At 49.5% G+C, this 15,162-nt stretch carries 13 protein-coding genes; 6 read left to right on the forward strand and 7 right to left on the reverse strand.

The genetic code is table 11. The features are described from left to right. The first annotated feature begins 62 nt into the window (after window positions 1-62). Window positions 63-1,280, forward strand: coding sequence for an MFS transporter (locus BZG72_RS14175; protein ID WP_077667092.1), 1,218 nt, complete (start codon window positions 63-65; stop codon window positions 1,278-1,280). A gap of 110 nt (window positions 1,281-1,390) precedes the next feature. Here the strand turns inward: BZG72_RS14175 and BZG72_RS14180 are convergent, their stop codons facing one another. Then, window positions 1,391-2,698, reverse strand: a complete 1,308-nt coding sequence (locus BZG72_RS14180) for a GGDEF domain-containing protein (protein ID WP_158075484.1) — start codon at window positions 2,696-2,698, stop codon at window positions 1,391-1,393. A gap of 146 nt (window positions 2,699-2,844) precedes the next feature. On the opposite strand from BZG72_RS14180, the gene BZG72_RS14185 reads away from it, so the two are divergent. The 3 genes from BZG72_RS14185 (at window position 2,845) to BZG72_RS14195 (ending at window position 5,581) form a co-directional block, all read left to right on the forward strand. Then, window positions 2,845-3,516, forward strand: a complete 672-nt coding sequence (locus tag BZG72_RS14185; RefSeq protein WP_046073070.1) for a hypothetical protein — start codon at window positions 2,845-2,847, stop codon at window positions 3,514-3,516. Window positions 3,517-3,578: 62 nt separating this feature from the next. Then, entirely contained in the window at window positions 3,579-3,773 is a 195-nt protein-coding gene (locus BZG72_RS14190; protein WP_046073071.1) for a DUF4250 domain-containing protein, read from the forward strand. A 191-nt stretch (window positions 3,774-3,964) separates the two neighbouring features. After that, on the forward strand, window positions 3,965-5,581 hold the full coding sequence (locus BZG72_RS14195) for a CHASE domain-containing protein (RefSeq protein ID WP_077667093.1): 1,617 nt from the start codon (window positions 3,965-3,967) through the stop codon (window positions 5,579-5,581). Window positions 5,582-5,645: 64 nt separating this feature from the next. Here BZG72_RS14195 and BZG72_RS14200 read toward each other — a convergent pair whose 3' ends face one another. Further along, window positions 5,646-6,146 (reverse strand): META domain-containing protein, encoded by a 501-nt coding sequence (locus tag BZG72_RS14200; protein ID WP_077667094.1) that lies wholly within the window; start codon window positions 6,144-6,146, stop codon window positions 5,646-5,648. A gap of 567 nt (window positions 6,147-6,713) precedes the next feature. Between BZG72_RS14200 and folE the strand changes: the two genes are divergently transcribed. Beyond that, on the forward strand, window positions 6,714-7,370 hold the full coding sequence (folE, locus tag BZG72_RS14205; protein WP_046073073.1) for a GTP cyclohydrolase I FolE: 657 nt from the start codon (window positions 6,714-6,716) through the stop codon (window positions 7,368-7,370). A 97-nt stretch (window positions 7,371-7,467) separates the two neighbouring features. Here folE and BZG72_RS14210 read toward each other — a convergent pair whose 3' ends face one another. From BZG72_RS14210 to BZG72_RS14230, 4 genes are all read right to left on the reverse strand, one after another. Then, window positions 7,468-9,021: a methyl-accepting chemotaxis protein gene (locus tag BZG72_RS14210; RefSeq protein ID WP_077667095.1), complete on the reverse strand. Its 1,554-nt coding sequence runs from the start codon at window positions 9,019-9,021 to the stop codon at window positions 7,468-7,470. 165 nt (window positions 9,022-9,186) lie between these two features. Beyond that, a complete protein-coding gene (locus BZG72_RS14215) occupies window positions 9,187-10,380 on the reverse strand; it encodes an amino acid aminotransferase (RefSeq protein WP_077579051.1) in 1,194 nt (397 codons plus the stop codon). Between the two features lie 193 nt (window positions 10,381-10,573). Beyond that, window positions 10,574-11,974: an asparagine--tRNA ligase gene (asnS, locus tag BZG72_RS14225; protein WP_046073077.1), complete on the reverse strand. Its 1,401-nt coding sequence runs from the start codon at window positions 11,972-11,974 to the stop codon at window positions 10,574-10,576. 103 nt (window positions 11,975-12,077) lie between these two features. Beyond that, a complete protein-coding gene (locus tag BZG72_RS14230) occupies window positions 12,078-13,697 on the reverse strand; it encodes a methyl-accepting chemotaxis protein (protein WP_046073078.1) in 1,620 nt (539 codons plus the stop codon). A 267-nt stretch (window positions 13,698-13,964) separates the two neighbouring features. On the opposite strand from BZG72_RS14230, the gene queD reads away from it, so the two are divergent. Beyond that, window positions 13,965-14,327 (forward strand): 6-carboxytetrahydropterin synthase QueD, encoded by a 363-nt coding sequence (gene queD / locus BZG72_RS14235; RefSeq protein WP_046073079.1) that lies wholly within the window; start codon window positions 13,965-13,967, stop codon window positions 14,325-14,327. A gap of 66 nt (window positions 14,328-14,393) precedes the next feature. On the opposite strand, the gene queE is transcribed toward queD, so the two are convergent. After that, window positions 14,394-15,059, reverse strand: coding sequence for a 7-carboxy-7-deazaguanine synthase QueE (gene queE / locus BZG72_RS14240; RefSeq protein WP_077607131.1), 666 nt, complete (start codon window positions 15,057-15,059; stop codon window positions 14,394-14,396). Window positions 15,060-15,162: the final 103 nt, after the last annotated feature.

Raw genomic sequence — 15,162 nt, forward strand, 5'->3', positions numbered from 1 at the left:
ATTTTATTAATTATAAAGCGGTTGTTAGCATGATCACATCTTAGCCCACTGGTGAGGTTTTTATGATAGAGCTTGGCTCACCACGTTACCGACTGACGGCGTTTGCGCTCGCGTTCGGCTCGTTTTTGATTTTTTGTAACCTTTACTTGTTTCAACCTATGTTACCTGTCTTTGCCGCGGCCGATGGGATCAGTGAAACACGGGCGAACTGGCTACTTGCGGCCACCACTTTAGGTCTTTCTTTTTCACTGGTGCCTTGGGCCGTGCTGTCGGAGCGAATTGGTCGGCGTCCAGTGATGCTGGTGAGCCTTTGGATGCTTCCCGTGATAGGCCTTATGATCGCCAGCACCTCTTCTTTTTGGATCATCGTCGGTTTACGGGCTTTAGTCGGTATTGCGCTGGGTGGGTTTGCCGCGGTCGCGGTCGCGTATATGGCAGAAGAATTCTCACCGGAGGCGTTGGCAATTGCCGTGGGTAGCTATATCAGTGCTAACTCACTGGGGGGGATCTCGGGTCGTGTATTCGGTGGGATGATGACAGATTGGTGGGGCTGGCATGGCGCGGTGATGGCGATGGCCGTGCTCTCCTTGGTAGGTGTGGCCATCGTGAGTAAACTTTTGCCTCGTCAGCGTTATTTTTCGCCTGGCAATACCTCCTTACTGACCCATTCTCGCGGGGTACTCACGCATCTTCGCACCCCCAAATTGTGGATGGCGATGCTGATTGGCGGTGTCAACTTTGCATTATTCGTGAATTTGTTTTCGGTGATGGCGTTTCGCTTGGTGGCTGCGCCTTACCAATTGCCAGTCAGTTTGGTGTCTTCGGTGTTTGTTTGTTACCTCGCCGGCACGGTGACATCACGATTGAGCGGGCGCTGGGTGCTGCACTTTGGCGCGATCAAAGGCATGGCTTTTGGAACAGGGGTGGCCATGCTGGGGGTTTTAGTGACCTTGAGCAGTCAGGTGCTTTGGATGGTGGTGGGGTTATTAATTGTAAGCGGTGGCGCGTTCTTTACTCACTCACTCGCTTATGGATGGGTAAGTCGTCAAGCCGCGCAGGGTAAAGCAACGGCAACAGCCTTATATCTGGTGCATTATTATATTGGTGGTAGTCTCGGTGGGTTTTATCTTATCGCAGCTTGGCAACACTTTGCATGGCCTGGCGTGGTGATCGCGGCCCTAGTGCTTATCACGATTTTATTGGGACTGGTATTTGGCCTTTCTCGTGTCATGCGCCGACGTCGCGAAAGCCAGCGCCAAACGTCTGTGGTGGCATCCTAAGCGTTAACTCGGCGCGGAGAAAAAGGCACCGCCCACCCAACAGAGCGTCTCGCGATGACTGTACTTTCTCCTGTCTGTCTCTGATTGTCTTTTTGCGACCGAATGCTTCGCTAAAGCGATGTTTCGGTGGGCATATCGATATTGTCACGGCTGACAGAGTTTCTGGCGTCAAACCCCGTCTGTTTGCCTGGCTGGTAAGTACGTATGCAATTTCGCCCTTCGGCTTTTGCTTGGTAGAGAGCACTGTCGGCGCGCTCTATCAAGGATGAAAGCGTATCGCCTGGTTGTAGCGTGGAAAGGCCTATCGACGCGGTGACTTTCAACGGAGTACGGCTTTCATCAATATAGACATCCATCTCTCTAATTTCACCCAGCAAACGCTCGGCGATTTGTGCGGTGATTTCGCCATTACATTTAGGGAGGAAGACAATAAATTCCTCGCCACCAAAGCGACCGAAAATATCTGCCTTTCTCAAGCGCTCTTGTACGGTGCGAGTAAATGATTGCAAGACCACATCGCCTGCGTAGTGACCCCACTTGTCATTAATTCGCTTGAACTTATCCAAATCGAGCAGCAAGACGGAGAATGGCGAGTGCCGCTCTTCACTAACAGCCAGAGCGCGCATGGCCAGCTGTAATAGCATTCGGCGGTTATAGATACCGGTTAATGGGTCCAGCGTCGCCTGCCGGTAAAGGCGCAAAATCATGTGGAGTTGAGAAAGCTGTGACCATACCACCATGAACGCAATAACGGTTTGTAGCCAATACGAAGCAATATTATCTGGACTGGTCATGGTGCCACTGAATGAATCAACCCATAAGTGGCAAATCAGGGTAATCGACATCAAGAGTATGCTTTCCCGCATTGTGAGCGGGAAGATGGTCAGCATGACAATCTGAATAATGGGCAGCAAGGTGTAGCTGTAAGAGAATGCCGCGTTGTCGGTGGGAAAGCCTAAAGTGTGGCTGGCGGATAAATAAAAGGCGTTGGTAGCAAGCACCATGGCGACCAAGCCAAGTTTTGCTGATTTGAGATTATTAGCGCGATTGACCGCGTAACCAATGGTAATAAGCATACCCGCTAACAAAAGGCGTTGTAGCGAGAGCTGCGCAGCGGCCGCTTTGTCAGCGAGGAACAAAAAATCAGCGGGTGACCATGCAATGGTCAGGGCGGCCCATACGTAACACAACACGCACAAGCGGCTGCGCAGATAAGTGCTGCGTGTATTATTAAAGCTGTTTGCGTGCTTTTTAGCACTCCACAGCTCAAGGAACGATATTTGCAGCTTGTAGATAATATGGCCTAAGGTTTCACTCATCATTGCACCCATTGTTGTTCCCGCCTGTGCAAAGGTTCCAGTTGCGTCCGCCGCTTTGGTATTATCCTGCTGCGCGGTCATGTTATTTTTTTCTGTCATAAAGGTTGGTATAAGCGTGCAAACATGCCAGTTTGTTGTTTGTTTTGACTGTGTTTCTTGCATTCAATGTGATCTAGCCAACTTTTTAATGCAATGAAACGAATAATTGACCATTTTTTATTGAGATACGTAAGGTGCTTTTCACTATGTATACGTTACTTGCTCCTGCGGTTGCCTCGGCAATTCTAGGGGCACAGCTGGTGCTCTCACTGGCGCTATTGAAAGGAGAAATATGCCCAGGCCAGCGGGGCCGATTCCATCGTGCTTTCTGGGTGCCTGTTTTTGCGTGGTTGATCTTAGTTCCATTTACATTGTTCGCCAGTTTACCCTTTTTGTTGTTAGGGATTTTTGCGTTTCGATCAAAAACAGGCAAAACACGTCACTCCGGTCCCATTCCTTTGCTTCATGTCGCAAACTTATTGGGTTTTGTTGCATGGATTGTCATACTTGCCACGCACGGTGGCGGGATGCTGATGATGGGAGCCTTGCAACTAGTGATTCTTGGGGCGAGCCTTGGCCATAGTTTGTTAGTGCGTGCGCGCTCGCGATTGCAAGCTTTTGATCGCTTGCTCCCTGTGAGCAGTGTATTAGCCTTTATGGGCGTGATGATGATGGCCGCGCTGTTGTCAGCGGTTAGCCCATCGGCAGCGAGTGACATCAATGCCATTATGGCTGGTGCAGGCCTAGGTTTGCTTGGGGTGGCCGCACAGATTTGGCACCTGCTTAAACAAACATCGCCTGTGTTTTGGCGCGTGAGTGTTGGTTTTGGATTTATGCTGTTGGCCAATATCAGTTTGACACGGCTCGTCATTGCTTGATTGGGCAGTTTTTCGTCTAGGATCTATACTCAAAGTGCGTGAATTCAGTGCAAGGAGAGGGTATGGATATCCACAATATAAGCCGATTAGATGGTGCTATCTTCTATGGCATTGTGAATGAAAGACTGCGTCTAGAGTGTGATAGTTTGGAAGCACTGATGGCGCATTTAGACCTCGACCACGATCAGTTGCAAAGTAAATTTGATGATATTGGTTGTGAGTACGACCCACTCACCAACCAATTAAAGCTTAAATAACGTCTAGGCTGCGACTCACTGCACACACAGTGAGTCGCATTTCTTGCCGCCTTTTGACAGACCCGCGAAACGTCCTGCCATTTTGTTAAAAATTTGATCGTTTATTAGTCTGCCCACTACGCTTATAGAGGGAGAGAGTCAGTGAACCTTCTGTTTTATCACGTGGATTATTCTTTATAAGGACGACACTGATGCCGCGAAGAGCATGGAGCGTAATTGTATTAACCGCACTGATCGGTGTGGGATTTGCAGCCTTAACCGCCCATTTATTGTATCAAAAAGAGCAAGAGGCGATTCGTAAAGAGCTGCATAAAGACGTGAATAATGCCGCAATGGCGTTGGCGCGCGAGGTCAATCTTGGCCTTGAACTGCTCTACGCGGTCAAGAATCATTTTGACGCGGGTCACCGACTGGACGCGCGTAATTTTCAGCCGCTGACATCCGGTGTACTGAAACGCCACCCAAGCTTTAAGTCGATAGAGTGGGTGGATATCGTGATGCACCATCAGCGTCGGCATTATGTTCAGGGAATGGAAGAAAGGGGTGACCCGTCGTCAGGGTTTAATATTGTCGAACTAAGCCCAAACAATCAGCTGATCCCTGCTAAGCGGCGTGACATGTATTTTCCGCTGAGATTCACCTCTGGCGAGAACAGTGAAGCGTCTGTTATTGGTTACGATCTTGGTTCCACGCCAGTCACCCGTCAGGCATTGAAAACCAGCTTTAATACCGGCGTGCCTGTCGCCACCCCTGCTACTACTATCGAGCGCGCCTATGGCAATGTACGCGGCTTTTTGTTGATCATGCCTATCTTATTAGATCCAGAGCAGCTGGGTGGAGAAGACACGCGAGATTTACGCGGGTTTCTGGTGGCGGTGATTGATGTGAATACCTTGGTTAATTTGGCGATCGACACCGTCATTAATGATGGGATTAATTATACCCTGATTGATGCGACCGACCCGAGTCATCGCCAAGTACTTCATACGCAGCGGGTGGAATTGGCACAAATGAAAGACTCACTGGCGCAACAGCCCGCCAAGCCTATTTTCTTCGCGGGTCGCGAGTGGGAACTGATTGGCTATCCGACCGTCAGCTACATGCAGGCAAGGCAAAGCTGGGTGCCGTTGTGGACGTTTCTCATTGGCAGTGGCATATTTTTGGTGATTTGCTACCTGCTTTATCGCCTGCAGTCTCGTGCCTACAGTGTTCAGGTACAAGTTGATCAAAAAACACACGCATTGAAAGAAGCCAATAGTCGACTGGAGTCGATGACCAAGTGTGATGGGTTGACGGGATTACATAATCGCACTCAGTTTGAGCAGGAGCTCGAACGTGAGATCCAGCGTGCACTTCGTGATGAAGCGCCTTTGAGCCTGATGGTGGTAGAGATCCAACACCTGTCTAATTACAACAACCAGTATGGACGCATTGCCGGTGATCAGTTGATCCGACAAATTGCACAGGTACTGGATGAGATGCTTAAACGGCCCGGTGATTTGGTATGTCGGTTTACCGGTAGCCAGTTTGTTGCCATCTTGCCGCGCACAGAAGGCGCAGAGCGATTGGCTGATGAGTGTGTAAAAGCGGTGAAACGATTAAAGGTAGAGTTTGAAGGAGAGCCGGAAGATCAGGTCAGGGTATTTGTTGGCGGGGTAACGGTCAGCGATCAAAAAGAAATGACTGCCTCGCGATTACATGCTTATGGTGAAATTGGCTTGACCCGTGCGAAAGCGGACAATGATACTGGGTGGCACTGGATGGAAATCAGCGCGCCGGTGCAGGACAATAAAAGCATTGACCCTTAAAAAACCAGAGCGGTACAGATGCACCGCCCTTGTATGTTTCTAAGGTATAAACGCTGACGCGAGGTTAGTACTCTTCACCTTTATTGAAGCGGGAATCAACCACAGGGCTTTTGAGTAGGGGATCTTCCTCAGTGTTTTGCGTGTTAGCCGCGGTGAATAATAACGTATGCGCCTCGTTACTGAGCATAAGATGATTATTACGTATTGTTGCATCACTCCATTGGCTTAGAACCTGACTCATGGTTTGTTCGAGTTCCATCGCACTGGACGAACACGCCATCTTAGTACTGGCCATTGGCGCCACTTTGAAGCGATTACTATTCAGTTCAGCGTTACCAAAATAACGGTTACAGCCACTAAAGCCGCTGACACCCATGTCCTTATTAATGGTAAGCGTTGGGGTTCCTTCCGCACTGATAGTCTGTTGATCGACCATGGTCAGTTGCCATTGCTGGGCAACGCCAGAGCTTGTCACGCCGCCATCGTCACCGCCGGCATACTGGCCGTTACTACAAGCGGTCACCCCGGCAGTGAGCATGACTGCCATCAACACGTGTTTTTTCATAATGACTCCTTAGTCACTAACAGTGGGTTTCAATTCAAGCGTAGCCAAGTTAGTAACAAGTATGCCAATAAAAATGTGAGTTTATGTCAAGCCAATGTCTTTTATGTTGGGCGATAAAAAAAGCCCCCGGTAGAGGGGGCAAGATATACCATCGCGTGTCTTATTATTATTGAAATCTTGTCTTGGTGGTGTTTATTGCACCAGCACAATTCACTGAGCGAGTATGGCTGACGCCACGGTTGGTTAGTCGCAGGAAATCAACTGATGAGATTACCAAATAAAAATGACAGTTTAGTTTCACTCAGAAGACGAGATAACGAAGGATGACATCTTGGCGACAGCGTAGGTCGCACATGACGACATCATTTCTGAGCGAAGATGTTCATTTTCCTTGACAATTTTGCCATTGAGGCTGTCCACTAAGGCATCAGGCAGTAAAACCACAGCATTCGCGAGGTGTATTTTTTGGATATTAACGTTATGCTTCTATTTAGTGACAGCACTGATCCGACACTGGCTACAGTGTGTAAGTAGAAGAACGGCTAGGGCAGACCCAAAAAGGAATCCATCATGGCATTGAGCGATGCTGCAAAGAAAGTTCAGGAAGCGTTGGTTGCTCGCGGTATTGAAACCCCAATGACGGCGACATCTCCGATGTCTTCTGAAGAACGAAAAGAAAAAATTGAATTTCATATGCGTGAAATTCTGCAGTCGATCGATTTAGACCTTACCGATGATAGTTTGGCCGAGACACCGGCGCGAATTGCGAAGATGTATGTCGATGAGATTTTCTCAGGCTTGGATTACGCGCAATTCCCCAAAGTCACCATGATTGAGAACAAGATGGGTTGCGATGAGATGGTGCGCGTTAAGGACATTTCAGTGACCAGCACCTGCGAGCATCACCTTGTTACCATTGATGGTCGGGCAACCGTCGCCTACCTTCCTAACCACAAAGTGCTTGGTCTGTCCAAGATAAACCGGATTGTGCGTTTCTTCTCTCAACGTCCGCAAGTGCAAGAGCGACTAACACGTCAGGTGTTGGTGGCATTGCAAACGCTGCTGGAAACCGAGGACGTCGCGGTGCGTATCGAAGCGACGCATTATTGCGTGAAATCTCGAGGTGTCATGGATGCCAATAGTGAGACGACCACCACCGCACTCGGTGGCTTGTTTAAGAAGAATGCCGCAACACGGGCTGAGTTTTTGCACGGGATTCAATAACGCCCATGCTCAGACGGCAGATGTTCAAAAAGCCCCACTCTGGTAACAGACTGGGGCTTTTTTAGGGCGGTTAGCGTGGAGGCGTTAGCGGTTTGGTTTACTCAAACTGCCTCGCAATATCATGGAACTGACGCACTTTATCTCGCAGCTGACGGCTTGCCTCGGAAACATCATTGACCTCGTTGAGGTTTTGCTGAGAAACCGATTCGATATCATGGATCTCTTTGCTAACGGCGGTGAAACTCTCTAATTGCGCTTGGGCAGAGTGGTGTGTTTCATTCGTGCGGCCGACCACATCCTCTATCGCATTTCTGACCGAGTGCAGGCTTGCAATACTGTGGTCCGTGGTATCAACACACGCTTGTGTTTGTTCGTGGCTTTCGTGAATCTGGTTTTGCCAATGCGAAATAGTGTTGTGCATGTCTTGGATTGAAGACTGGATTTGCTCCGTGGCTGTTTGCGTCCGACTGGAAAGCGCCCGCACTTCATCGGCAACAACGGCGAAGCCTCGGCCTTGCTCTCCAGCGCGTGCCGCTTCAATTGCCGCATTCAGCGCTAGCAAGTTAGTCTGCTCGGCAATCCCACTGATCTCACTCATTGACTCGGTCACTCGATCTGCGGTGGCAGACAGCTGTTGCGTCGCGGTGAGGGAGTTTTCAGATTGTTGAGAGAGGCTTTTTAATTGCTCGCCTGTCTGCTGTAACAAGGATTCGGTTTCTTTGCTTTGCTGCTGGACCGAGTGCAATAGTTCAACACTTTGCTGGGCGTTATCAGATACCCTGTTTGCCGATTCAGAGGCATGATCAATGTTACTGGCAATCGAGGAAATCTGGTGGCTTTGCTTATTGATAGCATTAGACACGCGTGTTGATAATGCACTCAACTCATCCGAAAATTGATTCAGTGACAGTGAAGCATCGAGCATACGTCCAAGAATAGTGCGTATGCGGGCATTGAGCATTTTCACCTTGTAGTCAACCACCGAACTGAGCCCAGTCCCCGAGTAAATATAGCGGCTGATACTGTCGTAATTGGCTTGCACGCCGCGCGCGAGGGTTGGCAAGGTAAAGAGCTCGTCACGGAAGAGGGTACCAAGCACCAAAGGCATCGCAATGGCGCCCGCCACATCCCAGCCCGATATGGCGCTATCGAAAATAAGCGACACAGGTGCGGCGACCAATCCCAACCCCATTAATGTGTACTTCAATGCCGCAGGAATATCGGCAACCGATAACTGCTTCATCGACTTGCCGTTTTTCTCTGCCCGACACAGGGTTTGGTAGATTTGCGCGGCGCGATGTTTGACGGCAGGATCAGGCTTCACCCTGACGGACTGATAGCCGGTGACTTGGCCTCGGTCGTAAATGGGGGTGACATACGCGTCTACCCAATAATAATCGCCGTTTTTACAGCGGTTTTTGACGATACCTCGCCAAGGTTGGTTAGCTTTTAAAGCTCGCCACATATCCGCAAATGCCGCTTTGGGCATATCGGCGTGACGAATAATATTGTGAGGCGCGCCCGTCAGTTCCTCTTCATCGTAGCCAGCGATCCGAATAAACTCCGGGTTACAGTAGGTAATCACCCCGCGTTTATCAGTGGTCGAGACGAGGCGCTCATCGTCACCAAATACAACTTCATTATTGCTCATAGTCTTTATCTTTTTTGGTCACAGTTGATAAAAGCCTTGTTGGTTTTAGTGTAGTGGTTTCAGGCTTTCTATTAATAATTATGTTAATAAATTGTTTCTTTCTGGACGGAGCCCATAAAAAAAGGGCCTTGCGGCCCTTTTGTTTCAGTTTTAAGACAGCGGTGCTTAGTCTAAAACCTTTGCGATGGCAGTGCAAAGTGGCACCATGTTGGTGTGCGTCATGCCTGCCACATTTAAACGGCCTGAGCCGACGATATACACGCCATGATCGGCTTTTAGTGCATTGACTTGGTCTTTATTGAGCCCAGAGAACGAGAACATGCCGTTTTGCTGCTCGATAAAGCTAAAGTCACGCGACACACCTTGCGCTTTCAATGTTTTGACAAATTCGGTACGCATGGTTTTGATGCGATCGCGCATGTCTGCTAGCTCTTGCAACCACTGCGCCTTGAGCGTCGCGTCGTTCAAGATGGTGGTCACTACGGCGGCGCCGTGAGCGGGTGGGTTAGAGTAAATAACGCGGGCAATGGTTTTCACCTGACTAAACGCTTTGGTGGCTTCTTCTTGATTACGGCCAACGAGCGTAAAGGCGCCCACTCGCTCATTATACAAACCAAAGTTTTTCGAAAATGAGCTCGCGATAAGCAGCTCAGGACATACCTGAGTAAAAATACGTAAGCCGGCAGCATCCTCTTCGACACCAGTGGCAAAGCCTTGATAAGCAAAGTCGAACATCGGCAGCAGGCCTTTACGCTGACAGAGTTCAGCGAGGGTTTGCCACTCTTGCTCGGTAGGGTCGATGCCAGTCGGGTTATGGCAGCAGCCATGAAGGAGAACAACATCACCTGAGCTTGCTTTCTCAAGGTCAGCGACCATGGCTGCAAAGTCTTTATCGTTTTTCGCCGCATCGTAATAGCTGTATTCAGCTAAAGGAAGGCCAGCGGCAGTAAATACGCCCTTATGATTTGCCCAAGTTGGATTGCTGATCCAAACCGTGACATCGCCAAGATGACGTTTAATAAACTCGCCAGCCAAGCGAAGCGCACCGGTTCCACCTGGTGAGTGTGCGGTTTGCGCGCGTTTGTCGTTGATAACGTCAGCTTGCTCACCGAACAGCAGTTGTTGCACCGCGAGGCCATATTCGGCCGTGCCAGGAATGCTTAAGTAAGACTTGGTGCTTTCTCTGTCGAGAAGTAACGCTTCGGCTTTTTTGACAGAAGGGAGTACCGGCGTTTCGCCATGCTCGTTTTTGTAGACGCCTACCCCGAGATTGATTTTGTCTTCACGGGGGTCAGCTTTATATTCTTCAGTCAGTCCTAGAATAGGATCAGCGGGAGCGGCAGAGATTTTCTCAAACATTGGTGTCGTCCATGGTTATGATGAATGAAAGTCAAACTGGCTTTTTTATAACACTTGTCGAGAAGAATAGAAACCGAAGGACAAGCGGACCAGTCATGTGTTTTGTATTGGTTTATGCTGTAAAAGCAGTTTTTACGCGGAAAAAACACAAGAAAAAGGCTGCAATATGCAGCCTTTTGAATAGCAAACCGATTTAGAAGTTGGCATTGCGTGGTGAGCGAGGGAAAGGGATCACATCGCGAATGTTGCTCATTCCGGTTACGTAGGAAACGAGGCGCTCAAAGCCCAAACCAAATCCTGAATGAGGGACTGTGCCATAGCGGCGCAGATCGCGGTACCACCAGAAATCTTCTTTCTCAAGGCCCATTTCTTCTAAGCGTTGGTCAAGTACATCAAGACGCTCTTCACGTTGAGAGCCACCGATAATTTCGCCAATACCCGGTGCTAACACGTCCATCGCGGCAACGGTTTTGCCGTCATCGTTCATGCGCATGTAGAAGGCTTTAATGTCTTTCGGGTAGTTTTTAACGACCACCGGCGCATTAAAGTGCTCTTCTGCAAGATAACGCTCGTGTTCAGACGCTAAATCGATTCCCCATTCAACTGGGAATTCGAATGTTTGGCCGCTGTTTTGCAAGATGGTGACCGCATCGGTGTAATCCACTTGGGCAAAATCTGCATTAACAAATTTTTCCAGACGCGTGAGCACGTCTTTGTTAATGCGTTGCTCAAAGAATTTCATGTCGTCTTGGCGCTCTTCAAGCACGGCTTTGAACACGTACTTAAGCATGGCTTCTGCCAAGGCCGCCGAATCATCCAGGTCGGCAAAGGCCACTTCTGGCTCAACCATCCAAAACTCCGCCAAGTGACGGCTGGTGTTTGAATTCTCCGCGCGGAAGGTTGGACCGAAGGTGTAGACTTTGCTCAACGCACAGGCATAGGTTTCAGCGTTTAACTGACCCGATACGGTCAAGAAGGCTTCTTTGCCAAAAAAGTCTTGGTCAAAGTCGACGTCGCCTTGCTCGGTTTTGGGCACATTGGCCAAGTCTAAGGTAGAGACGCGGAACATCTCGCCAGCACCTTCACAGTCTGAGGCGGTGATCAATGGCGCAGACATCCAGTAATAGCCTTGCTCATGGAAAAAGCGGTGGATCGCTTGTGACAAGGTGTGGCGAACCCGCGCCACCGCACCAATCACGTTTGAGCGTGGGCGCAAATGGGCCACTTCACGCAAGTATTCGATAGAATGACGTGTTTTCGCCATTGGATAGGTATCAGGGTCATCTACCCAACCGACGACTTTTACGGCTGTGGCTTGCAGCTCATAGGCTTGGCCTTTTCCTGGCGACTCTACCACGTTACCCGTGACTTCAACTGAGCAGCCAGCGGTCAAGCGAAGAACGTCTTGCTGATAATTATCCAGCTCATTAGGGACCACGGCCTGAATAGGGTCAAAACAAGAGCCATCGTAAATGGCAAGAAAAGAAATACCGGCTTTGGAATCTCGGCGTGACCGGACCCATCCACGCACAGTCACTTCAGTGTCGACTGCCGCCTTGCCGCGCAGGACGTCTACTACAGGCGCGTATGTCATAATTCGCTTCTATCTCCGTTTAGGGTAACGCGGTTATTCAGTGACAACCGCATCAGTCATTTTGCAAGTTAGGCTAGCAAGTTTACCTGTATCCTGTATAGCTTCAAGACTTGAGCGAGTCTGAGAGCTTAAATTGACCAATTAATCCCTCTAACTGCTCAACCAGTTGCTCAAGATTCGCGCTGATAGCTTTGACCTCATTGGCATTGCTGGCGGTATCGTTAGCATGGCTTTGGATTCGGCCAACTTGAGAGAGGAGGGCATCGGTCATTTGTGCTTGGTGTTCGCTTTGTTGGCTAATATCGTCCGCGTTGTTATTCACGGTGGTGACTTGCTCGGCGATATTGCCGAGCGCCTCAGAGAGAGCCATAACGGTTTCGCCTCGCTGATTAGCACTGTCACTGGTTGCTTCCACCGCTTGTGCTGAGGCTTCGCTACCTGCACACAGGTTTTCGATAATGGTCTGGATTTCTCCGGTTGCGTCGTGGCTGCGGCTGGCAAGGTTACGCACTTCTTCAGCAACCACCGCAAAACCACGGCCTTGTTCGCCAGCACGCGCGGCTTCGATAGCGGCATTTAACGCGAGCAAGTTGGTTTGTTCGGCAATTTCACGAATCACCCCCAGAATAGTGGTCACTTGCTGGCTTTGTTGATTCACATCCAAAATTTGGCTGCGCACCTGGCTTATATCTTCGACTAACTTGCGAATATCATTGGCGGCAACGTTAGCGAGATCACTGCCTTGGTTGGCGCTGGTGGCCGCTGATTCACTCAGCTGCGCGGCCTCTTGGGTGCGGTTTTGGATATCATGTTGGTGTTGTTGAACATTATCGATCGCTGATGACATATCATTGGTTTCGTGACGCTGGCTATCCGCTAATTGGTCGGTATGGCTAGAGACGCGAATCAAGTTCATCGCCTCGGCTGAAAGCGTCTCAGAGGTACGCTGAACTTGTTGCAAGCTGGCAGAGAAGTTATCAAGTAGCTGGTCACAGCTATCACATAGTTCACCGATTTCATCGCCTCGGGTATCGTTGAGACGCTCGGCCAGATTTTTATCATGGCTGGTACGTTTCATGAACGCAGAGACCCGCTTGAGCGGAGACACTACCCACCGACGGATCACCGTTAATGAGATCAGAAAACCGATCACAGCAATGCTTCCCATGATCCCGGCAGTAATGAGCATTTCTTTATCTATGGTGCCGTAAAGCGGCTCGAGATCGTACTCAAGGCGAATCACCCCCAGCACCGTCCCTTCTTCCGCCACGTGGCACTGCAGACAGTTAGTACCGCGGTAGTCGCTGCTTGCTTTCATTGGTAGGGCAACCACGAGTCCTTTTTCGCCATTGCTGTCGACGGTTTCAACGATGGTTTCACCGTCTAGGGCACGCTGATCAATCGCATCTTGCGGCGATTGTTCGGGGTTACCGGGGCCAAAAAAGCGAGTAATAGCGTCGGAGCGGATCACACGCGCCTCTTCAATACCTTCATGAGAAAGCATTTTTTCTCGTAAGGTATTTCGTTGGCTAATGGTGCCCGTCAACATCAACATGTTAAGGCTATCAAAGTAGTTAGAGGCTTTATCGAGCGTTTGCTGACTAACAATCGATGTCATCAGTGCCTTTTGCTGATGAGATTGGTAGGCCAAGGACGTGACGAGCACCAGAGCGAAAACAAGAAAAAGAGCAAGAAGAATTTTGCTCGCAAGGGTCATGCGCATGAGTCAACCATTTGTTATTAAGTTATAGAGTTATCAGTTATAGCCTGTAGCCACTATGTTAAACCCAGAGTGCGCAAGTAAGGGAGTCCCCATATAAAATGTGTGATTTCATCGACGTAAATCGTCCCGTTAGTGAGACACGAGTCCGCATTGTTGGCTGAATGCTAGGTTGGAATGTTACGTGCGCTTAGCCAGTGAGGAATGCGATTGAGTCATCCGGCTAATTTGAGTAGCATGCGGCCTCTTATTGTTGTTGGAAGAGATAAAATGACCACCGAGTTGTTTAAAGAGTTCACCTTTGAAGCGGCACACCACCTTCCTAATGTCCCTGAGGGACATAAGTGTGGTCGCTTACATGGACACTCTTTTATCGTGCGTTTGTACGTAGAAGGTGAGGTGGATCCTCACACAGGTTGGGTAATTGATTTTGCGGAAATCAAAGCGGCGTTTAAGCCTATCTATAACCGCCTTGATCATTATTATCTCAATGAGATTGAAGGGCTAGAGAATCCGACCAGCGAAGTACTCGCACAGTGGATTTGGCAACAAGTTAAGCCAAATTTACCCTTACTCAGTAAAGTGATGGTGAAAGAGACCTGCACCGCTGGCTGTACCTATTACGGTGACTGAGTGTCGTGGCGCTGCGCGAGTCACGCGGTTTTGAGTAACGGCGACCCAAGCCGTTGCTCTCCATGCTCAGGCAATCGACAGATACTTATGTGTCTGTATCGATAGGCGCCAGCCTCGCTGAATGCATGTATCAATGCACAGCTGGGTCGCGCGCGCTTTTTGGCTCACGGGCTGTAATGCAATCGTTGCTGTATCAGCCGGTGGGCAGGTGGCGAGTAGCGCATCAAGCTGATCGATGTCCTTTTCTGTGCCGACCGGGTGCTTTACCTCATTCGCCCGCGCCATCGCTTCCTTAAGCACTGGCAACTTCCCTCGCATATTGATTTTCGGAGACACAGTGACCCACGTATTGGCGGATGCGTGGATAGGGTAGGTGCCGCTCGTTTCTATTTGGCATTGGCAACCTGCCGCTTCTAGCGCATGGGTTAACGGCCTTAAGTCATAAAGACAAGGTTCGCCACCGGTAATCACAATATGGCGCGCGTGGTAGCGGCTTAAAATGTCGGCGGTAATCGCATTGCCATCAAGCCAGCACCAAGCGGGAGAATCCTCAGATTTATCAATAATAAAAATTTTGTCTTTCTGATCTTTCTCATCGGTTTCCCAAGTTTGCTTGGTATCGCACCAGGCGCAACCGACAGGACAACCTTGTAAGCGAACAAAGACAGAGGGAACCCCTGTAAACGTGCCTTCGCCCTGAATGGTTTCAAATATTTCGTTGACTCGGTACATGATGGTTTATAGCGATAGATATAAAGCGCCACATTATGCCAATGAATACGACTGAGATCTTGTTTTTTCACGCGTGATTAGCCTTTGAACAGCGTTACTGTTT

Origin of the sequence: Salinivibrio sp. PR6 (assembly GCF_001995955.1) — a bacterium.
In the GTDB taxonomy this organism is placed as follows: Bacteria; Pseudomonadota; Gammaproteobacteria; order Enterobacterales; family Vibrionaceae; genus Salinivibrio; species Salinivibrio siamensis.